The sequence below is a fragment of the Nocardiopsis deserti genome, assembly GCF_008638355.1.
GTDB classification, from domain to species: Bacteria; Actinomycetota; Actinomycetes; order Streptosporangiales; family Streptosporangiaceae; genus Nocardiopsis; species Nocardiopsis alborubida.
In genome coordinates, this window is the sequence record NZ_VWVS01000001.1 from 392,161 (window position 1) to 411,463 (window position 19,303).

Genomic DNA, 19,303 nt, shown 5'->3' on the forward strand with positions numbered 1-19,303 from the left:
GTCCGGCGGTTGGCCCGACGGTGCGTCCGTCACGGGCCCGGAGCGGCCGGACGATCCGGGACGGACGTATCCTTGTCAGGCCATGGTGTATCTGGATCACGCTGCCACGACCGACGTGCGCCCCGAGGCCGCCGCCGACATCGCGGCCGAGCTCGGCGCCCTCGGGAACCCGTCTTCGCTGCACGCCCACGGGCGCGCCGCGCGCCGCACGGTGGAGGAGGCGCGCGAGCGCCTGGCCGGGGCGCTCGGCTCGACCCCGCACGAGGTGGTCTTCACCGGCGGCGGTACCGAGTCGGACAACATCGCCGTCAAGGGCCTGTACTGGGCGCGCAACACACCCGACGCCCGCAGGCCCAGGATCCTCACCAGCGCCGTCGAGCACCACGCCACCCTCGACCCCGCGCACTGGATGGCCGAGCACCAGGGCGCGGTGCACGAGAAGGTCCCCGTGGACGCGTGGGGGCGGGTGGACCCCGAGGCCCTGCGGGAGGCGATCGAGGGCGGCTCCGGGCCCGAGGCGGTCGCGCTCGTGTCGGTCATGTGGGCCAACAACGAGGTGGGCACGGTGCAGCCGGTCCGGGAGTTGGCCGCCGTCGCCGCCGAGTACGGCATCCCCTTCCACACCGACGCCGTCCAGGCCGTGGGCGTGGAACCGGTCGACTTCGCCGAGAGCGGGGTGAGCGCGCTGACGGTCAGCGGCCACAAGCTCGGCGGCCCGGTGGGCGCGGGCGCGCTCCTGGTCGCGCGCGGTCTGGCCCCGGTGCCGGTCCTGCACGGCGGCGGCCAGGAACGCGACATCCGCTCGGGCACCCTGTCCCCGCCGCTGCTGCGCGGGCTGGCCACGGCCGTCCACCTGGCGGTCGCCGAACGCGAGGAGCACGCCAAGCACCTGGCGGCCCTGCGCGACGAACTGGAGGAGGGGGTCCGCGCCGCGGTCCCCGACGCGGTCGTCAACGGCGACCCCGCGCGCAGGCTGCCGGGGATCTCGCACATCTCCTTCCCCGGCTGCGAGGGGGACGCGCTGCTCATGCTCCTGGACGCCAAGGGCATCTCCTGCTCGACCGGTTCGGCCTGTTCAGCGGGGGTGGCCCAGCCCAGCCACGTGCTGCTGGAGATGGGCGCCGACGCCGGGACCGCGCTGAGCAGCCTGCGCCTGTCGCTGGGCCGCACCTCCACCCGGGAGGACGTGGCGGCGCTGGTGCGGGCCATCGGACCGGTCGTGGAGAGGGCCAGGGCCGCGCGCGCCAGACGTCGCTAGCGCCCTGACCACGAAGGTTCGCCGGGGCCGCCCCCTCCGCCGTGATCTTGTACCTAGAGCGCGTCTCGACCGCCCAACCTCGCTATAAGTACAAGATCACCGCATGTCAGGGCTCTTGTGGCACACCAGTAACGTTTCTGGCCAGTCCACCCGAGGAACGCGGCGGCCCCGAAGACGGAGCGGCTACTCCGCGCGGTGCACGGTGACGGACTCGATGGTCACGTCCTGGGTGGGGCGGTCGTTCATGTCGGTCGCCGCGTTGGCGATGCCGTTCACCACCTCCATGGAGGCCTCGTCCGCGACGTGCCCGAAGATCGTGTGCAGGCCGTTCAGGTGCGGGGTGGGCTCGACGGTGATGAAGAACTGCGAGCCGTTGGTGTCCGGGCCGCGGTTGGCCATGGCCAGCACGCCCGGCTCGGAGAACTCCCGGCCGGAGCCGAACTCGTCCTCGAAGGTGTAGCCCGGGCCGCCCTGGCCCGTGCCCTGCGGGTCGCCGCCCTGGATCATGAACCCGTCGATCACCCGGTGGAACACGGTGCCGTCGTAGAACGCGGCCTCGCCCGTGGCCGGGTTGGGCACGCCCTCGCCCTCGGCGAGGCCCACGAAGTTGGACACCGTGACGGGCGCCTCCTCGGGGAACAGCTCCAGTTCGATGTCGCCCTCGCTGGTGTGCAGCGTGGCGCCCTCGACTCCGGTGACGTCCACCTCGGCGGGGCTGCCGGTCTGCTCGGAGGTGGTCTCCTCCGGCGTGCCGCCGCCCTCCGAGCCGCCCTGGTCGGCCGGGGCGGCGGCACCGTTGGCGCAGGCGGAGGTGGCGAGCAGGGCGGTGCAGGCCAGGAGGACTGTCGCCGGGAGGGGCAGAAGCTTCATCGGTTCACTTCCGGAGAATGAGGATCGCGGCTGGGCGGCACACAGGCTACTCGGCCGGGGGAAGTGCCCTCGTCAGCGGGTTGGCTTTCCGTCATGGCGTGACCACGGTCCGCCCCCGAGGCCACTCCCGCCGCCCCGCCGCGACGCCCCGATGACTTGTCACGGATCGCCGTACCCGTCCGGTCGCTTGACCGGCGACCCCGGCACGGGAGAGGGTCGGAAGAGGACGGGGCGGGGCACCGGCGGTGTGCCGGGAGCGAGGCCCCGCCGGGCGCTGGAGGGAGGGAAGTGGATTGAACACCGCACTACCGTCCGCGATGTGGCTCCCCTTCGCCGCGAGGGTGCTGCGCGCGCGCTCCGACAGGGGGCTCTCACGCGCCGAACTCGCCGCGACGGTGGGGGTGACCGACGACAAGCTCCGCGAGGTGGAGAACGCGCACTGCCGACCGGCCCGCTCGCTGGTCGAACGGGTGGACAACGCCCTGGGCGCCGAGCACCAGCTCGTGGACGCCTGGGCGATCACCCTCCAGGCGGAGGCCTTCCCCAACGAGTTCGGGGACCAGCGCGAGCTGGGCGTCCACGCCACGCACCTGTGGGAACACCAGCCCATGGCGGTCCCGGCGTTCCTGCGTACCCCCGAGTACTCGCGCGCGGTGCTGCGCCCGCGCCATCCGGACCTGTCCCCGGACGAGGTCGAGGAGATGGTGGAGGAGGAGATGGCCCACCGGGCCGCGATGACCGGAACGGAGGGGCCCGTGCTGCGGGTGGTCCTCAACGAGTCGGCCCTCCAGCGCCCGCAGGGCGGCGCGGCCGTCCTCAACGCCCAGCGCGACTTCCTCGCCGACCTGATCGAGGCGGGCATCGTCACCCTGGGCGTGATCCCCGAGCAGACCCCGAACCACCCCGGGCTGGGCGGCGCCTTCCGGCTGATGGAGTTCGCCGACCGCCCCAGCATGGTCTACGCGTTCGCGGCCGAGGGCGGGGACCTGACCGCCGAACCCGAGCAGGTGGGCCGCTGCACCACGGTGCGCGAAGCCATCGAGGCCGCGACCGTGGAACTCACGCCGGGGTCGGCACTGCTCGCCGCCCGCTGGCCGGCGGGGTAGCGGGCCGCCCGCCGAAACCCCCGGAGGCCTTGGGGGTACGCCCCGTGATGGGCTAGGTTGCCCGCCATGGATATCGCGATCACATCCGGATACGTCGTCCCCGTCGACGCAGACCCCATCGACGGGGGCACCGTCCTCATCTCCGACGGCCGGATCGCCGCCGTCGGCGCCGACGTCACGGTCCCCGAGGGGGCCACCGTCGTCGACGCCTCCGGCAGGTGGGTGCTCCCCGGCTTCGTGGAGGCCCACGGCCACATCGGCATCGACGAGGAGGGCATCGGCTGGGCCGGTGACGACACCAACGAGATGACCGACCCCAACGGCGCCCGCATGCGCGCGCTGGACGCCATCAACCCCGCCGACCGCGGCTTCGCCGACGCCCTGTCCGGAGGTGTCACCAGCTCGGTCGTCAAGCCCGGTTCGGGCAACCCCATCGGCGGCCAGACCGTGGCGGTCAAGTGCTGGGGCCGCAGCATGGAGGACCGCCTGATCCGGCACCCGGCCAGTGTCAAGAGCGCCCTGGGTGAGAACCCCAAGCGGGTCTACGGCAACAAGGACAAGCTGCCCTCCACCCGCCAGGGCGTGGCCGCCGTCATCCGCGACGCCTTCACCAAGGCCCAGGACTACCGGGCCAGGCGCGAGCACGCGGCCTCGGAGGGCACCCCGTTCGACCGGGACAACACCCTGGAGGTGCTGGTCCGGGTCCTGGACGGCGAGCTCCCGTGGTGCCAGCACACGCACCGCGCCGACGACATCCACACCGCGATGCGCCTGTCCGACGAGTTCGGCTACCGGCTGATCATCAACCACTGCACCGAGGGCCACCTGCTGGCCGACGAGATCGCCGAGCGCGGTATCCCCGTCATCACCGGCCCGCTCATGACCAGCCGCTCCAAGGTGGAGGTCAACAACAAGACCCTGGCCAACCCCGGCATCCTCGACCGGGCGGGCGTCAAGGTCGCCCTGACCACCGACCACCCGGTCGTCCCGATCGAGTTCCTGGTCCACCAGGCCACCCTGTGCGTCAAGGAGGGCATGGACCCGGTCTCCGCGATCCGCGCCCTCACGGTCAACCCCGCCGAGATCATGGGCATCTCCGACCGGGTCGGCTCCCTCAGGCCGGGCCTGGACGCCGACGTGGTCGTGTGGTCGGGTGACCCGCTGGACGTGATGAGCCGCGCCCTGCGCGTGTTCGTCGACGGCCGCGAGGTCTACACCTACGACGAGCGCACGCGCGAGCGCACCGTGCTCGACGCCTACTACCGCGAGCGCTGAACGGCCGAGCCGGGACCCCCCGACCCCGGGTTCCCGGACGCTCCGCTGCCGCCGGACAGCGGTCGGGCGGCGGACTGACCGGGTGCGCCGGCCCGCCGCCCGACACGGAGGCGTCACGGTGAAGGGGAGGGGCCGGGGGCCCGCGGAACACGTCCTCCTAGGACAGCCCCACCGTCCGGAAGGGGGCCCCGTCCGGCGGAGCCGTGGCGCCTTCGGACCCCTCGGCCCCGCGGAGCGCCACGGTGACCTTCTCCATGCCGGTCCTGCGCAGTACCTCGTCCGGACCCGCGGAGCCCAGCGGCGTCAGGACGATCGGAGAGCCCGCCGCGACCGGGGCCAGCAGCAGTTCCGCGCCCCCGCCGAGCAGGGGCAGCGGGGCGTCGGGTTCGGCGAACAACGCCACGCGATCCCCGGCGTCCAAGGCCCACCGGTCCGCCCAGCGGCGGCCGCCGGAGGCCAGCTCCGTGCCGGTCCGGACGTCGGGGCCGCGCAGCGCGGGCGCCCCCGGGTCCACGGGGTAGGGCGAGAAGTGGTCCCCGTGCCCGCGCACCTCCACCGAGTAGTCGAGGACCATGGGCGGCACGTCGGCCAGCGGCAGCCCCAGCGGGTGCAGGGACGTGCCCACCACCTCCTCGGCGCCGCTGTCCAGGGCGGCCTCCAGGCGGTCGGCGTCGGCCACGGCGACCTGGGCGCCCTCGGGCAGGTCCGCGCCGGGCCGCGCGAACTCCGCCACGGCCCCCACCGACCAGCACGAGAGCAGCCACACCAGCGACTGCCAGTGCACCGGCAGGGCGAGCACCACCCGGTCGTCCGGTTGCGCTCCCAGACCGTCCACCAGCATGTTCGCGGTCTTGGACACCCAGTTGTCGAAGGTGGCGCGGGACAGCTCCACCCGGCCGCCCGAGGCGTCGTAGGAGGTCACGAACGGTCGGGACGGGTCGTCGGAGACCAGGGCGCGCCACAGCTGCGCGGGAGTTTCGGACATGACCGCCACTCTAGGGCGTCGCACGGGGTCCGTGCGGACCCCGTGCGCGGGCCGTCGCGGGCACCGGACAGGGCGTTTCGCACTCCCCCCTCGAGCGGGGCCCGCGCGCGGGCCGCCGCGGGTGTGCGTTGGTACCGGGGAGCTGTCAGAGTTGCCCCATGCGCTTGCTCCCCGGACGGTTCCTCGCCCGTGCCACCGCGCTTCCCACGATCGCCGTCTCGGCCTGGCTCCTGGTGGCCTTCCCCCTCCTGGCCCTGGGCTCCCTCACCCCGCTGACGGCAGCCGTCCTCGGAACGCCCGCCGTGCTCGCGGCCTGCCTCCTGGTGCCCCGGCTCATCCCGGATCCGCCTGACCAGGAGGACGCGCCCTGGTGGCCGGTCGTCCTCGTCGTGCTGATCACGGTCGCCTTCGCCGCCGTGCAGATCGCCTACCACGCCGAGGCCCTGGTCATCCGCCGCGACCCGGCCTCCTACGCCATGTACACGGCGTGGATCGCCGAGAACGGGTTCCTGCCCATCCCGCAGCAGCGCGAGCTCATCGCGGGCGACGACCCCTCGCTCAGCTACGAGAGCCTGGCCCACTACCAGCGCGGCGACGTCATCTGGCCGCAGTTCATGGCCGGTGCGCCCCTGGTGGCCTCCATCGGCTACTGGCTGGGCGGGCTCGACGGGATGCTCGTCACGACGCCTGTCCTGGGCGCGCTGGGCGTGCTCACCTTCGCCGGGCTCACCGCGCGCCTGGTCGGGATCCGGTGGGCGCCCCTGGCCGCCCTGGTCCTGGCCGTGTGCCTGCCCCAGCAGTGGGTCAGCCGCTTCACCTACAGCGAGCCGGTCACCCAGGTCCTGCTTCTGGGCGGCCTGGTCCTGGCCTACGACGCGCTCGTGCGGCGCACCCGGATCACCGACCGGTGGTCGTCCGCGCACACGCTGGCCGCCGTGGCGGGACTGGCGTTCGGTCTGGGGCTGGTGGTGCGCATCGACGCGATCCGCGACCTGCTGCCCGTGATCGGGTTCGCCGGCCTGCTGCTGCTCGCCCGCCGGGGACAGGCCCTGCCGCTGCTGGGCGGGCTGGCCGCGGGAGTGGGGCTGGGACTGTACGCCGGATACGGGCTGTCCCTGCCCTACCTGGAGTACCTCTCCGACTCCCTCAACCCCCTGCTGCTCATCAGCGCCGTCGTCATCGCCGTCACAGTCGCGGCCACCGCCGCCCTGTGGCGCCACGGCATCCCGCACGTGGAACGCGTGCGCTGGCTGCCCGACGCGGTGACCGCGCTCGCCCTGCTCGCCATGGCCCTGTTCGCCCTCCGCCCCCTGCTGTGGCCGGACTACGGGCACGGCAGCGACTTCACCGACGGCTGGGTCGCCTACGTCCAGCAGCGCGAGGGCCTGGCCCTCGAGGGAAGCCGCACCTACTACGACATGAGCCTGTACTGGGTGGGCTGGTACGTGGGCCTGGCCGCGGTCCTGTTCGCCTCGGTCGGCGTCGCCCACGTGCTGCGCCGCCTCTTCCAGCGGCGCGACCCCCAGTGGCTGCTGCCCGCCATGCTGCTGGTGTGGACGGTCGGCACCACCCTGCTGCGCCCCGCCATCACCCCCGACCACCCCTGGGCCAGCAGACGGCTGATCGCACTGGTCATCCCGGCGTTCATCCTGTTCGCCGTCTGGTTCCTGGCCTGGCTCACCCGCTACTGCGCCGTCGCCGCCCACTCCGGCCGGAGCACGGCGGTGGCCCGCGCCCTCCCGGTCGTGGTCGCCGCCAGCGCCGCGGTGGCGCTGCTCGTCCCCACCGCGGGCACGGCGGCCGCCGGGATCATGGGGTACAGACAGGACGTCGGCAGCGTCGCCGCCACGCACCGGCTGTGCGCGGCGCTGTCGGAGGACGCCTCGGTGGTCGTGGTCGACTCCGACATGGCCGGGAACTACATGCCCCTGCTGCGCAACGTCTGCGGGGTGCCCACCGCCTCCATGGACGAGCCGACCCCCCAGGACGTGGACCGCGTCGTCTCCGAGATCCACGAGCGCGACCGCGACGCCGTGCTCGCCGCCTCCGACTGGCAGGTCCTGGAGGACCTCACCGGAGGCGAGGCCGAGCCGGAGCGACCCTTCCACGTGCTCGCCCGGATGGACCCGAGTACCCTCATGGAACCGCCGACCGGTTCCTGGGCCTTCAGGGGAAGTGTGTGGGTGTCCGTGTTCCCCGACGGGGGATGAGGGCCCGGTCCGGCCCCTCCCGATCCCATCCCGCTGAAGAAGAACCCATGAGCGACAGACGCGACGACGCACCCAGGCAGCACGGCGAGGACCAGCCGGTCCGCGTCACCATCGTGCTCCCCTGCTACAACGAGGAGAACCACGTCGTCGACGAGGTCAAACGGATCTGCGGCGCCATGGACGCCTCGGGGTACTCCTACGAGCTGCTGGCCGTGGACGACGCCTCCACCGACGCGACCCTGGCCCGGCTGCGCGATGTGGAGCCCCTCTACCCGCACATGCGCGTCATCGCGTTCGGGCACAACGGCGGGTCGGGCACCGTCCGCCGGATCGGCAGCCAGCGGGCCCGCGGCGAGTTCGTCGTGTGGACCGACGCCGACATGAGCTACCCCAACGAGCGCATCCCCGAGCTGGTCGGCATGCTCGACGAGGACCCCGGGACCGACCAGGTCGTGGGTGCGCGCACCCAGGAGATGGGCAGCCACAAGGCACTGCGGGTGCCCGCCAAGTGGGTCATCCGCAAGATCGCCGAACGCCTCACCAACACCCGCATCCCCGACCTCAACTCGGGGCTGCGCGTGTTCCGCCGCGACATCGCCCGCCCCTACCTGCGGCTGCTGCCGCCCGGGTTCTCCTGCGTCACCACCATCACGCTGGCCTTCCTGTCCAACCAGCACCCCGTCAGGTACGTGCCGATCGAGTACGCCAAGCGCGCGGGCACGTCCAAGTTCCACTTCGTCGGCGACGCCTACCGCTACATCCTCCAGGTGCTGCGCATGGTGATGTACTTCAACCCGCTCAAGGTGCTCATGCCGCCCGCCCTGGTGCTGCTGGGGGTCGGCGCCGCCAAGTTCGTCTTCGACCAGGTGCGCAACCCGCTCTACGTCCCCAACAACACCGTCATGATCCTCATGACGGGGCTGATCATCGCGGCGATCGCCCTGCTGGCCGACCTCATCGTGCGCTCCAGGGAGAGCGCGTGAGCCCGGTGACCCGGGTGGCCCTGGTCGGGCCCGCGCACCCCTACAAGGGCGGCGGCGCCCGGCACACCACCGAGCTGGCGCACCGGCTGAGCGCGCTCGGCCACCCCACGGCCGTGGAGTCCTGGCGGGCGCAGTACCCGGCCGCCCTCTACCCCGGCCAGCAGACCATCGAGGACCCCGAGGGCGAGCCCCATCCCGGAACCCGCCACGAGCTGGCCTGGTACCGGCCGGACGGGTGGTGGCGGACCGGGCGGCGCCTGGCCCGCGACGCCGACCTGGTGGTGCTCACCCTGTTCTCCCCGGTGCAGGTGCCCGCCTACCTGGGCGTTCTCGCCGGGGTGCGCTCCGTGCGGCGTTCCGGGGCGCGGGTGGTGGCGCTGTGCCACAACGTGCTGCCCCACGAGCGGCGGGCCGTGGACGTGTCCCTCGTGCGGGCCCTGCTGCGTCGGGTGGACGGCGTGGTCGCCCACTCGCCCGAGCAGGCGCGCCTGGCCGAGGGGCTCAGGGGGCCCGGGACGCGGCGGCCCGTGGTCGCCGAGATGCCCCCGCACCTGCCCGAGACCGGCGGTGCCGCGAACCCGGTGCCGGGGGAGCGGCGACACCTGCTGTTCCTGGGCATCGTCCGCCCCTACAAGGGAGTGGACCTGCTGCTGCGTGCCCTGGCCGACGGGGCGCCCGGGGACGTGGCGCTCACCGTGGCCGGGGAGTTCTGGGGCGGCACCGCGGAGCTGGAGGAACTGGCCGCCGGGCTGGGGATCGCCGACCGGGTGCGGTTGCGGGACGGATACGTCCCCGCAGACGAGCTGCCGGAGCTGTTCGCCTCGGCCGACGCGGTGGTGCTGCCCTACCGCACCGCCACCGCCACCCAGAACGTGTGGCTGGCGCACGAGCACGGGGTGCCGGTGGTGGCCACCCGCGCAGGAACCCTCCCCGAGCACGTGCGCGAGGGGGTCGACGGCCTGCTGTGCGCGCCGGGCGACGCCGCCGACCTGGCCCGCGCGCTGGGGGAGTTCTACGCGCCGGGGGAGCCCGAGCGTTTGCGCGCCGGGGTCCGCCCGGTGGAGGCGGAGCCGTACTGGCGGGCCTACACCGAACGGCTGCTCGGGGCCTGAGCCCGTACGCCGGTGAGGACGCGGGGCGGCCCGGGCCCCGGGCCCGAGCGACGGGGAACCGGGGCCCGCGCGGTCACTCGGGGCGGTCGTCGGTCCAGCCCATGGACTCGTGGAGCCGGTAGCCGACCACGTCCGCGGGCCTGAGCCAGGCGGTGTCCGACGCCGCGGGTTCGATCACGACCACTTCGTAGGACAGCAGGGCGCCCGTCTCCGGATCGAGGAGGAGGCGGTACTCGTACGCACCCGACTCCCCCGACCCGGCGTCGTAGGCCAGGCCGACGGCTGGCCGTCCCGACACGTCGGTCACCCCTTCCAGCGGACGGGCCCCGGGGAGCCGCGCGAGCACGGTGTACACGCCCGCCCGCACCTCGGGCGGGAACGGGTACTCCAGCATGTGCGCGATGGAATCCACGTTCTCGCTCACGGTGGCCTCCTCGGAGGCGTACAGCAGCAGTCCCGACAGCTCCTCCGGGTCCGGGGACAGGTCCTGGAGCTCCTCGAACGTCAGGACCTCCGTGCCGAGGGCGTACGCCACGGGGTGGTCCTCGTCGGAGGGACCGAGGTCGGATATGTCCGGAGGGACCTCCCCGCTCTGGGTCTCGTGGTCCGGGGGCCAGTAGGTGGGGCGGCCGTCGCGTTCCCAGGCGTTCCGGTCCTCCTGCCGCACCAGGGACCAGTCGGTCGAGACCACCCGGTCCGTGGTGGCCCCCTGCTCCATCGACGTCCACGTCTCCCAGGTCTGGAGCCCGTAGACGCCGTAGCGCTCCTCACCGGAGCCCGCGCTCCGGGAGCTGCCGCGGACGGTTCGTACGTACCAGGTCCCGCCGTCGGCCTCCTGGGAGCGTGCGGCCTCGATGACGGGCCCCATGACCTCCATCACGCCGGGGGCGCCCCCGGGCTCCTCGGAGGAGGTGGGGCCAGGTCCCACCGCGACCGAGTCCGGCTCCGGGCCGCCGACCGGGCCCAGGACCAGGAAGGCGAACACGGCGGCGGCTGTCAGGACGGCCGCTCCGGACAGGGTCAGGGGCAGCAGGGAGACCGGTCGGGAACGGGACGGTCTGCCGCCGCCCGGGCGCCAGCCCGTGCGCAGGGCCAGTTCCTCGATGCCGGGTTCGCGGACGTCGGCCCGCATGCGGCGCAGGTGGTCGAGCTCGTTCACCGGAAGTCCTCCTTCACGGCCGTGGCGGCGGAGAGAGCGGCGCGCACCCGTTTGCGGGCGCGGTGCAGCCGGGAACGCACGGTGCCCACGGGAATGCCGAGCACCAGGGCCGTCTCCTCGTAGGTCATCTCGCCCCAGGCGACCAGGAGCAGGGCGTCGCGGTCGCCCTTGGACAGGCGGGCCAGGGCGGCGGCCAGGCTGCCGGAGAGCGCGGTGGCGTCCACGCGCGCGGCGGCGCTGTCGGCGAAGCTCTCCAGGACCGGGTCCACCCCGGTCCGCGCCAGGGCCCGGTAGTGGCGCGTCTCCGTGCGGTGGTGGCGGCGCACCAGGTTGGCGGCGATCCGCCAGAGCCAGGGACGGGCGTCGGGGTGGGCCGGGTCGTAGCGGTGGCGCTTGCGGAAGGCGGTGTGGAAGGTCTCGGCGACCACGTCATCGGCGTCCGGGCCGCCTAGTCGCCGGGCGACGTAGCGGTGCAGGGCGGGCGCGTGGCGGCGGAAGACCTCGCCGAAGCGCGTCGGCTCCTCCAGCGACCGCAGGATGACGGCCGCGTCGGTCTCCGCGTCGTCGGGCGCACCGGCCCGGGAGGCGGCAGGGGGCATGGGGGATCCCATCGCTTCGGGTTCTGTCGGGGGTGGTCTCACACCTGTAGTAGCCCGATGCGGGGAGGAGGGTTCACGGGTTGTCCGGTGTTCCGTATATGTCGCACGTCACTTCCGTGCCACTGGTGTCCGCACGTCACGTCTGCGCCGCTGGTGTCCGCAGGTCGTTTCCATGCCGCTGGCGTCCGGCCGTCACACTCGTGCCACCGGTGCTGCGCAACGGGTCAGGGGCGCGGTCCGGGTACGGCCTCCGGCCCTGGTAGGGCCCGCCGGGACAGCAGCACCGACAGCCCCGCCCAGGCCACGTCCGCGACGGTCATCACCAGTCGCGACAGCACTGCCACCACCAGCGCTGCCCCGGCGTCCACCACCGGTGACAGCGCCACCACCAGCACCGCCTCGCGCACCCCCAGGCCCGCCGGGGCGAACACCACCAGCAGCCCCAGCGTCCACGCCAGCGCGTAGGCGCCCACCGCCGGGCCGAGCGACCGCAGCGCCTCGCCGCCCACCGCCCAGGTCAGCAGCCACACGTGCAGGCCCAGGGGCACCCACGCCACCAGGGTCCACCCCACGGCTGCGGCCATGGACCGCCCGCGCACGTCCAGGGGCCCGGCCTCGGCGACCTCGCGGAACCGGGCGAACGGGCGGGCCGCCAACCGGATCCCCCAACCGACCACGCGCGGGTGCAGCGCGGCGAGCAGCAGGGGCGCCAGCGCCAGCGCCCACCACCAGCGGCGGGCCGCCTCCGCAGACGACAGCGGCAGGGCCACCGCCGCGACCGCCAGACCGGCCGCGACCGTCACCCCCACCGCGAGCAGGGTCGCCGCCGCGCCGCGCGTGCGCGGCACGTTCCAGTCCCGGGCCAGCTCCACCTGGGCCACGAAGGCCCACACCGAACCCGGCAGGTACTTGCCGAGCTGCCCCACGAACATGACGCGGGCCGCCGTGCGGCGGGGCAGGGGGGAGCCCATCCCGGCCAGCAGCGCGCGCCAGGCGAGCATCTGCGCGGTGAGCCCCGCCATGCCCGTCAGCGCCGCCGCGGGCAGCACCCACAGGGGCAGCGCCGCCGCGGCGTCCCGGGCCTGCCCCCAGTTCGCGCGCAGGGCAAGCCCCACGCACACGCACACCACCAGCAACAGCGCCAACCGCACCCACGGGCTACTGCGCAGCCGACTCAGCACGTGGCCTCCCTCCCGTACGTGCCGACCCTACGCCGCCCGCACATCCAGTGATTCCCGCGCACCCAGCGGCCCCCGTGGACGTCCGGGACCGGCGTCGCCCCGTCCTCCCGGCCGCGTGGGCGTTCCGGTCCGGCGTCCCCGCGCGCTCCGACCCGCAGCCCCGTGGACGCCCCGGACCAGCGGTCACAGCCTGCACCCCTGGACCGCAGGCCCCACCACACCCCGAGGCCTCTCCCGCACCCCCGGCCAGCGGCGGAACGCGGCGGTGACACCCCGCACACATCCGGCGCCACCGGTGGTGCGTCCGCACGCGCCAAAGGAGTGGAGCGTAGGGTTGCGCCCTATGAGTGGTGCGAACGACCCGGCCCCCGTCCCCTCCCCGACCCCGTCCGCCATGCGCAGGGCCCTGGCCCGCGCCCGGGACGGCAAGACCCTCGACGTCACCGAGGCCGAGGTGCTCCTGCACGCCAGGGGCGAGGACCTGGACGTCCTCCTCGACCACGCCGCGAGGGTGCGCGACGCCGGGCTGGAGGCCGCGGGCCGCCCCGGGGTCGTCACCTACAGCCGCAAGGTGTTCGTCCCCCTGACCCGCCTGTGCCGCGACCGCTGCCACTACTGCACGTTCGCCACGGTGCCCGGCCGCCTCGACGCCCCGTTCCTGTCGCCCGACGAGGTCCTGGACATCGCCCGGCAGGGTGCCGCGATGGGTTGCAAGGAGGCCCTGTTCACGCTCGGCGACCGGCCCGAGGACCGCTGGAAGCAGGCCGCCGAGTGGCTCAACGCCCACGGCTACGACGACACCCTGTCCTACGTGCGGGCCATGGCCATCATGGTGCTGGAGGAGACCGGCCTGCTCCCGCACCTGAACCCGGGCGTGCTCACCTGGGCCGACTTCCAGCGCCTCAAGCCCGTCGCCCCGTCCATGGGGATGATGCTGGAGACCACCTCCACCCGCCTGTTCACCGAGAAGGGCCAGGCCCACTACGGCAGCCCCGACAAGGACCCGGCGGTACGGCTGCGCGTGCTGGAGGACGCCGGGCGCTCCGGCGTCCCCTTCACCACCGGCATCCTCCTGGGCATCGGCGAGAACACCGCCGAGCGCGCCGAGTCGATCTTCGCGATGCGCGGCGCCTCCCGCCGTTACGGCGGCGTCCAGGAGGTCATCGTGCAGAACTTCCGGGCCAAGCCCGCGACCGCGATGATGCACCGGCCCGACGCCGAACGCGAGGAGATGGCCGCCGCCATCGCCGTCACCCGCCTGGTCATGGGCCCCAGAGCGCACGTGCAGGCGCCGCCCAACCTCATCGGCGCCGAGCACGGGGGCGTGGACGAGTACGGGCTGATGCTCCGCGCGGGCATCGACGACTGGGGCGGCGTCTCCCCGCTCACCCCCGACCACGTCAACCCGGAGCGGCCCTGGCCGCAGATCGACGACCTGGCCGCGCGCACCGCCGCCCACGGCTTCGCCCTGCGCGAGCGGCTCACCGTCTACCCCGAGTACGTCCTGGCCGGGGAGCCCTGGCTGGACCCGCGCGTGGCCGGGCACGTGGCCGCGCTCGCCGACCCCGGGACCGGCCTGGCCCGCGAGGACGCGCCCGTGGTGGGCCGCCCCTGGCAGGAGCCCGAGGCGGTGCTGGTCTCCTCCGGCCGCACCGACCTGCACACGGGGATCGACACCGAGGGGCGCACCGCCGACCGCCGCGGCGACTTCGACGCCGTCTACGGGGACTGGGACGAGCTGCGCTCCGGCGTGGACCGCGAGGGGGCCGTGCCGCGCAGGTTCGACCCCGACATCGCGGCGGCGCTGCGCAGCGCCGAGTCCGACCCCGCGGGCCTGTCCGACGACGAGGCACTCGCCCTCCTGCACGCCGACGGGGCAGAGCTGGAGGCGTTGACCGACCTGGCCGACCGGGTGCGCCGGGACACGGTCGGCGACGACGTCACCTACGTCGTGACCAGGAACATCAACTTCACCAACGTCTGCTACACCGGGTGCCGCTTCTGCGCGTTCGCCCAGCGTCGCACCGACGCCGACGCCTACACGCTCTCCCTGGAGCAGGTCGCCGACCGGGCCGAGGAGGCATGGAAGGCCGGGGCGACCGAGGTGTGCATGCAGGGCGGCATCCACCCGGACCTGCCCGGCACCGCCTACTTCGACATCGCCGCCGCCGTGCGCGAGCGCGTCCCGGACATGCACGTCCACGCGTTCAGCCCGATGGAGGTGGTCAACGGGGCGGCGCGCACGAACCTGCCGGTCCGCGAGTGGCTGCTGCGCGCCCGCGAGGCCGGGCTCGGCTCCGTGCCGGGCACCGCCGCGGAGATCCTCGACGACGAGGTGCGCTGGATCCTCACCAAGGGCAAGCTGCCCGCGGCCGAGTGGATCGACGTGATCACGTCCGCGCACGACCTGGGCATCCCCACCACGTCCACGATGATGTACGGGCACGTGGACTCGCCCAGGCACTGGGTGGCGCACATCAAGCTGCTGCGCTCCCTCCAGGAGCGTGCGGTGGAGCGCAACGGCCGCCGGGGGTTCACCGAGTTCGTCCTGCTGCCGTTCGTGCACACCAACGCGCCCATCTACCTGGCCGGACTGGCCCGCACCGGACCGACCGTCCGGGAGAACCGCGCCGTGCACGCCCTGGCCCGCCTGCTGCTGCACGGGCACGTCGACAACATCCAGTGCTCGTGGGTCAAGCTGGCCGAGGACACCTGCCGCCAGCTGCTCTCGGGCGGGGTGAACGACGTCGGCGGCACCCTGATGGAGGAGACCATCAGCCGGATGGCCGGGTCGGGGCAGGGGTCGTTCAAGACCATCAGCGACATCCGCGCCCTGGTCGAGCCGACGGGCCGCCCCGTCCGCCAGCGCACCACGACCTACGGTCCGGTGCCGGGGGAGCGCCAGCGCGCGGCCGAGGCCAGCGACGGCGTGGCCCCCAGCGTCCGGCGCCCCTCCCTGCCGCTGGTCTAGAAGGAAGAGGGGGCGAAGCACCGGGGGATGGCGCTTCGCCCCCTCTCGCGGGGGTCGGCGGCCCGTCAGCCGACGGGGAGTGTGTGACGGGCCGCCGGGGAGCCGCGTGTGGCGGAAGGGGTGGGCCCCTCCGTGCGGCCTCGGGTCAGCAGGCGCCGACGAGCCTCCAGACGCCCCACTCGCCGGTGGTGCCCGGCTCCTCGCCCCGGGTCCACCACTGGGCGCGGTACTCCGAGCCTCCGTGGGAGACCACGTCGCCGCCGGTGTAGACGCTGTCGGACGTCCAGGCCGCGGCGGTGCAGTCGCCGGGCTGCTCGGTGGGCCCGTCGGTCGGCTCCTCGGTGGGCCCGCCGCCGTCGCCGGGGCCGTCGGCCAGGCGGGCCGAGATGGTCTCGGCGAAGGCGTAGCCGCTGGTGGCGTCCCAGTTGATGGACCAGGTCATCACACCGCCGATGGGGCCGTACGGGGTGGCGGGGGAGAAGGACCCGCAGTTGGTCCCGGCCTCCAGGCAGTCCAGGGCGCGCACGACCTGGCTGGGCGCCATGTACCCGCCCCCGGCGGCGGACTGCACGGCGGGCAGCCCGAGGCCCACCTGGTCCGGGCTCAGGCCCATCTCCAGCTGGATGCAGGCCAGCGCGGCGACGAAGTCCGGGGTGCCCTGGTGGTACACCTGGTCGTCGCACCCCAGCATCGAACCGGAGTTGTAGTACTGCATGTTGACGATGGTGAGGATGTCGGAGATGTTCGACGCGAGCTTGTAGTACTCCCGGTCGGGGCTCTGGAAGTCGATGGTCTGCGGCGCCATCGTGACGATCAGGTCCGCCCCGGCCCGGCCGCTCAGGTCGTGCAGGGCGTCGGACATGTACTGGGCGTTGATGCCGTGCTCCAGGTCGATGTCGACCCCGTCGAAGCCGTACTCCTGCATCAGCTGGTACGTGGTGTCGGCGAAGTTGCGGGCCTGGGCGGCGTTGGCGACGTCCACGTGCCCGAGCTCGCCGCCCACGGAGATGATGACCTTGCGGCCCTCGGCCTGGATGGCCGCGATGTCGTCGCGGAACTGCTGGTCGGTGTAGCCGTTCAGCTCCTGGCTGGCCAGGTCGAACGTGATCCCGCCGTCGAGGGTGGGGTGGTTCTCGGCGAAGGCGACGGCGACCAGGTTGTACGAGGAGGGGATCTCCGACAGCGGCATCACGGTGGAGCCGTTGGAGAAGTTGTGCCAGTACCCGGTGAGCCACTGGCCGGTCTGCTGGACCTGGGCGGAGTCGCTGTCGGACACGGTCTCGACCTCGGCGGGTGCGGGGGAGAGCTGGCTGAAACCGGCGAGGAGTCCGGCGGTCAGGAGGGCGAGGGCGCCGGTCAGCGCGGCCTTCGCAGCTCTGGGGGCTTTCCTGGGGCGGTGTTCGGGCATGGGGGGTGCTCCTTTCGTCGAGCGGGGGAGACGAAGGGGCTCTGGGAGCCGCTAATTGTTAGGAAACTTTAAAGTTGTCACGCGGCTGCGTCAACGAAAACGGTAAGGAAAGTTTGTAGTTTTTCTGTGGGTCTCAGTACCTTCCTGAGCCTCAAGAACCCCTTCAGTACCAGGAGTGGCGACCGCCGCGCGTACCGTTCGTCACGTTCCGTGCGCGCCCGCGCGGGCGTTCGCGCCCCGCGGGCTCTGGTTCCCACGGATTCACACGGAGCGTGCGGAACGGCCTCCGGAGGCCCCGGCTCCCGCGGAGAGTCGCGGCCCCGTCCCGGGCCTCACGAGTCCTGCGGACCGGCCCCGGCCGCACCGGGACTCACGGGCGGTACACGGGCCTCACCCCCTGCCGCCCCGGAACTCACGAGCCGTACGGACCCGCGCCCGTGTCCCGGATGTCCAGGTCCCGGCTCATCTCCTGGAACACGGCGTGGTCGATGTCGCCCTCCCGGTACATCGACACCAGCGCGTCCCTGCGCGCCTGCGTGATCTGCGCGTGCACGGCCCTGCCGCTGTCCGCCCGTTCGCGCGCCCGCCCGTCCCCGGCGTCCATCAGCCCCCGCACCTGCGAGACGCGCCGCGTGTACACCGAGCGCAACGATTCGGCGGTGCGGTCGTCCACCTCGCCCTCCCGCAGCAGCTCGTCCACCTTGCCCAGCGCCGCGCAGCTCATCTGCTCGTCCGCCCGCAGGAACTCCATCCGCCGCGCGCCCTCGCGCGCCATGCCCAGCTTGCGCAGCAGCAGCGGCAGCGTCATCCCCTGCCCCACCAGCGTCCCGAGCACCACGACCCCCGCCACGAAGACCAGCGCGCCCCGTTCGGTGAACGGCTCACCGCCCAGCGTCGCGGGCAGGGACAGGGCGATCGCCAGCGACACCGCCCCGCGCATCCCGCTCCACCCGATGACCAGCCGCTCCCGCGGATCGGCCCCCTCCAGCTTCGAGAACGGCGGGATCCGGTGCAGCGGGATCACCACCAGCATCAGCCCCATGCGCAGGGCGACCGCCGTGGCCGTCGTCGCCAGCGCCACCCACACCAGGTCCAGGAAGGCGAACTGGTCCCGCACCGCCGTGACCACCGAGTCCAGCTGCAACCCCAGCACCACGAACAGCATCGACTCCAACAGCCCCACGAGGGTGCCCCAGATCGTCTGCCCGTTCACCCGCACCCGCGGCGGAAGCAGTCCCTCGCCGCGCGTGCCCAGGTAGAACCCGGCGACCACCGCCGCCAGCACCCCGGAGAACCCCGCCATCTCCGCCGGGATGTAGGCCGCGAACGGCGTGACCAGCACGACCATCAGCTGGAGGGACGGATCCCGCATGCGGGTCCGCGACCACGACACCGCCAGCGCCACCGCGGCGCCGTAGACCAGGCCGCCCGCCACGACCTTCAGCAGCTCGACCAGGCCCTCCTGGGGCGTGAGCGGGTGCGCCATCGCGGTCACGGCCAGGCTGAACAGCGTCAGCGCCACGCCGTCGTTGATGAGGGACTCGCCCTCCAGGAGGGTCAGCACCCGGCGCGGGGTGCCCACCCGCTTGAGGATCGCCGACGCCGCCACGGCGTCGGTCGGCGCGACGGCGGCGCCCAGGGCGATCGCCGCGGGCCACCCCACCGACGGCATCAGCAGGTGGACGATCCCCGCCAGGCCGAACGCCGTCAGCAGCGTCACCCCCACCGCCATCACCACGATGGGGCGCGCCAGCTCGCGCATGTCCTTGGGGGAGGAGAAGAACGCGACGTTGTAGATCAGCGGGGGCAGGAACACCAGCAGGATGACCTGGGGAGGGATCGACAGCGAGTGCAGCCAGGGCACGAGCCCCAGGGCCATGCCCAGCAGCACCAGCACGACCGCGCCCGGCACCCGCAGCCGCCCCGCGACCAGTCGGCCGCAGATCACCGCGACCACGATCACCAGCGTGGCGACCACGTATTCCTCGACGGACACCCCGCACCTCCCCGCCGGCCCCCGGACGCACCAGCATGGCGCTGCCGGGGTCCGCCGGTCGCCCTGACGCGCCGGTCGCCGGGGGACACGCCCCCCGGCGACCACCGTGTCAGCCGGGCTGACCGGAAACGTTCACCGGCCCAGCGTGATCTTGTACTTGCAGCGCGTCTCGGACGTCCAACCTCGCCAT

General features: G+C 73.4%; 14 protein-coding genes. 7 read left to right on the plus strand and 7 right to left on the minus strand.

The features are described from left to right. Positions 1-82: 82 nt before the first annotated feature. The gene (locus FYW99_RS11490; protein WP_150251990.1) at positions 83-1,258 is read left to right on the plus strand and encodes a cysteine desulfurase family protein; all 1,176 of its coding nucleotides are present in this window, start codon (positions 83-85) and stop codon (positions 1,256-1,258) included. A gap of 183 nt (positions 1,259-1,441) precedes the next feature. On the opposite strand, the gene FYW99_RS11495 is transcribed toward FYW99_RS11490, so the two are convergent. Then, positions 1,442-2,128: a peptidylprolyl isomerase gene (locus tag FYW99_RS11495; RefSeq protein ID WP_150251991.1), complete on the minus strand. Its 687-nt coding sequence runs from the start codon at positions 2,126-2,128 to the stop codon at positions 1,442-1,444. Positions 2,129-2,421: 293 nt separating this feature from the next. On the opposite strand from FYW99_RS11495, the gene FYW99_RS11500 reads away from it, so the two are divergent. Both FYW99_RS11500 and FYW99_RS11505 read left to right on the plus strand, forming a co-directional pair. After that, positions 2,422-3,234 (plus strand): helix-turn-helix domain-containing protein, encoded by an 813-nt coding sequence (locus tag FYW99_RS11500; protein WP_150251992.1) that lies wholly within the window; start codon positions 2,422-2,424, stop codon positions 3,232-3,234. A 66-nt stretch (positions 3,235-3,300) separates the two neighbouring features. After that, entirely contained in the window at positions 3,301-4,509 is a 1,209-nt protein-coding gene (locus FYW99_RS11505) for an amidohydrolase (RefSeq protein WP_150251993.1), read from the plus strand. Between the two features lie 157 nt (positions 4,510-4,666). Here FYW99_RS11505 and FYW99_RS11510 read toward each other — a convergent pair whose 3' ends face one another. Then, complete coding sequence (locus tag FYW99_RS11510; protein ID WP_150251994.1) at positions 4,667-5,494, minus strand: TIGR03089 family protein; 828 nt, start codon at positions 5,492-5,494, stop codon at positions 4,667-4,669. A 158-nt stretch (positions 5,495-5,652) separates the two neighbouring features. Between FYW99_RS11510 and FYW99_RS11515 the strand changes: the two genes are divergently transcribed. The 3 genes from FYW99_RS11515 to FYW99_RS11525 are packed head-to-tail and all read left to right on the plus strand — an operon-like array spanning position 5,653 to position 9,799. Continuing rightward, complete coding sequence (locus FYW99_RS11515; RefSeq protein ID WP_150251995.1) at positions 5,653-7,704, plus strand: hypothetical protein; 2,052 nt, start codon at positions 5,653-5,655, stop codon at positions 7,702-7,704. Positions 7,705-7,751: 47 nt separating this feature from the next. After that, positions 7,752-8,687: a glycosyltransferase family 2 protein gene (locus tag FYW99_RS11520; RefSeq protein ID WP_150251996.1), complete on the plus strand. Its 936-nt coding sequence runs from the start codon at positions 7,752-7,754 to the stop codon at positions 8,685-8,687. Further along, positions 8,684-9,799 carry a glycosyltransferase family 4 protein gene (locus FYW99_RS11525; RefSeq protein WP_150251997.1) on the plus strand — a complete coding sequence of 372 codons (1,116 nt, stop codon included), beginning with the start codon at positions 8,684-8,686 and terminating at the stop codon, positions 9,797-9,799. The genes FYW99_RS11520 and FYW99_RS11525 overlap by 4 nt, the downstream gene beginning before the upstream one ends. Before the next feature lie 73 nt (positions 9,800-9,872). Here the strand turns inward: FYW99_RS11525 and FYW99_RS11530 are convergent, their stop codons facing one another. The 3 genes from FYW99_RS11530 to FYW99_RS11540 form a co-directional block, all read right to left on the minus strand. Next, positions 9,873-10,958, minus strand: a complete 1,086-nt coding sequence (locus tag FYW99_RS11530; RefSeq protein WP_150251998.1) for a CU044_5270 family protein — start codon at positions 10,956-10,958, stop codon at positions 9,873-9,875. Beyond that, entirely contained in the window at positions 10,955-11,557 is a 603-nt protein-coding gene (locus FYW99_RS11535) for an RNA polymerase sigma factor (protein WP_150251999.1), read from the minus strand. The genes FYW99_RS11530 and FYW99_RS11535 overlap by 4 nt, the downstream gene beginning before the upstream one ends. A gap of 224 nt (positions 11,558-11,781) precedes the next feature. Further along, entirely contained in the window at positions 11,782-12,738 is a 957-nt protein-coding gene (locus FYW99_RS11540; RefSeq protein WP_150252000.1) for a lysylphosphatidylglycerol synthase domain-containing protein, read from the minus strand. A gap of 343 nt (positions 12,739-13,081) precedes the next feature. Here FYW99_RS11540 and FYW99_RS11545 point away from each other — a divergent pair, with 343 nt between their 5' ends. Beyond that, positions 13,082-15,709 carry a bifunctional FO biosynthesis protein CofGH gene (locus tag FYW99_RS11545; protein ID WP_150252001.1) on the plus strand — a complete coding sequence of 876 codons (2,628 nt, stop codon included), beginning with the start codon at positions 13,082-13,084 and terminating at the stop codon, positions 15,707-15,709. Between the two features lie 145 nt (positions 15,710-15,854). On the opposite strand, the gene FYW99_RS11550 is transcribed toward FYW99_RS11545, so the two are convergent. Together FYW99_RS11550 and FYW99_RS11555 are read right to left on the minus strand one after the other, a co-directional pair. Next, the gene (locus tag FYW99_RS11550; RefSeq protein WP_150252002.1) at positions 15,855-17,117 is read right to left on the minus strand and encodes a glycosyl hydrolase family 18 protein; all 1,263 of its coding nucleotides are present in this window, start codon (positions 17,115-17,117) and stop codon (positions 15,855-15,857) included. A gap of 412 nt (positions 17,118-17,529) precedes the next feature. Continuing rightward, positions 17,530-19,113 (minus strand): Na+/H+ antiporter, encoded by a 1,584-nt coding sequence (locus FYW99_RS11555; RefSeq protein WP_150252003.1) that lies wholly within the window; start codon positions 19,111-19,113, stop codon positions 17,530-17,532. Positions 19,114-19,303: the final 190 nt, after the last annotated feature.

Bases quoted from the DNA above. Each gene is read 5' to 3' on its own strand.
- FYW99_RS11545 (WP_150252001.1), top strand. From the start codon at position 13,082: ATGAGTGGTGCGAACGACCCGGCCCCCGTCCCCTCCCCGACCCCGTCC.
- FYW99_RS11550 (WP_150252002.1), bottom strand. From the start codon at position 17,117: ATGCCCGAACACCGCCCCAGGAAAGCCCCCAGAGCTGCGAAGGCCGCG.
- FYW99_RS11490 (WP_150251990.1), top strand. From the start codon at position 83: ATGGTGTATCTGGATCACGCTGCCACGACCGACGTGCGCCCCGAGGCC.
- FYW99_RS11515 (WP_150251995.1), top strand. From the start codon at position 5,653: ATGCGCTTGCTCCCCGGACGGTTCCTCGCCCGTGCCACCGCGCTTCCC.
- FYW99_RS11535 (WP_150251999.1), bottom strand. From the start codon at position 11,557: ATGCCCCCTGCCGCCTCCCGGGCCGGTGCGCCCGACGACGCGGAGACC.
- FYW99_RS11505 (WP_150251993.1), top strand. From the start codon at position 3,301: ATGGATATCGCGATCACATCCGGATACGTCGTCCCCGTCGACGCAGAC.
- FYW99_RS11510 (WP_150251994.1), bottom strand. From the start codon at position 5,494: ATGTCCGAAACTCCCGCGCAGCTGTGGCGCGCCCTGGTCTCCGACGAC.
- FYW99_RS11495 (WP_150251991.1), bottom strand. From the start codon at position 2,128: ATGAAGCTTCTGCCCCTCCCGGCGACAGTCCTCCTGGCCTGCACCGCC.
- FYW99_RS11520 (WP_150251996.1), top strand. From the start codon at position 7,752: ATGAGCGACAGACGCGACGACGCACCCAGGCAGCACGGCGAGGACCAG.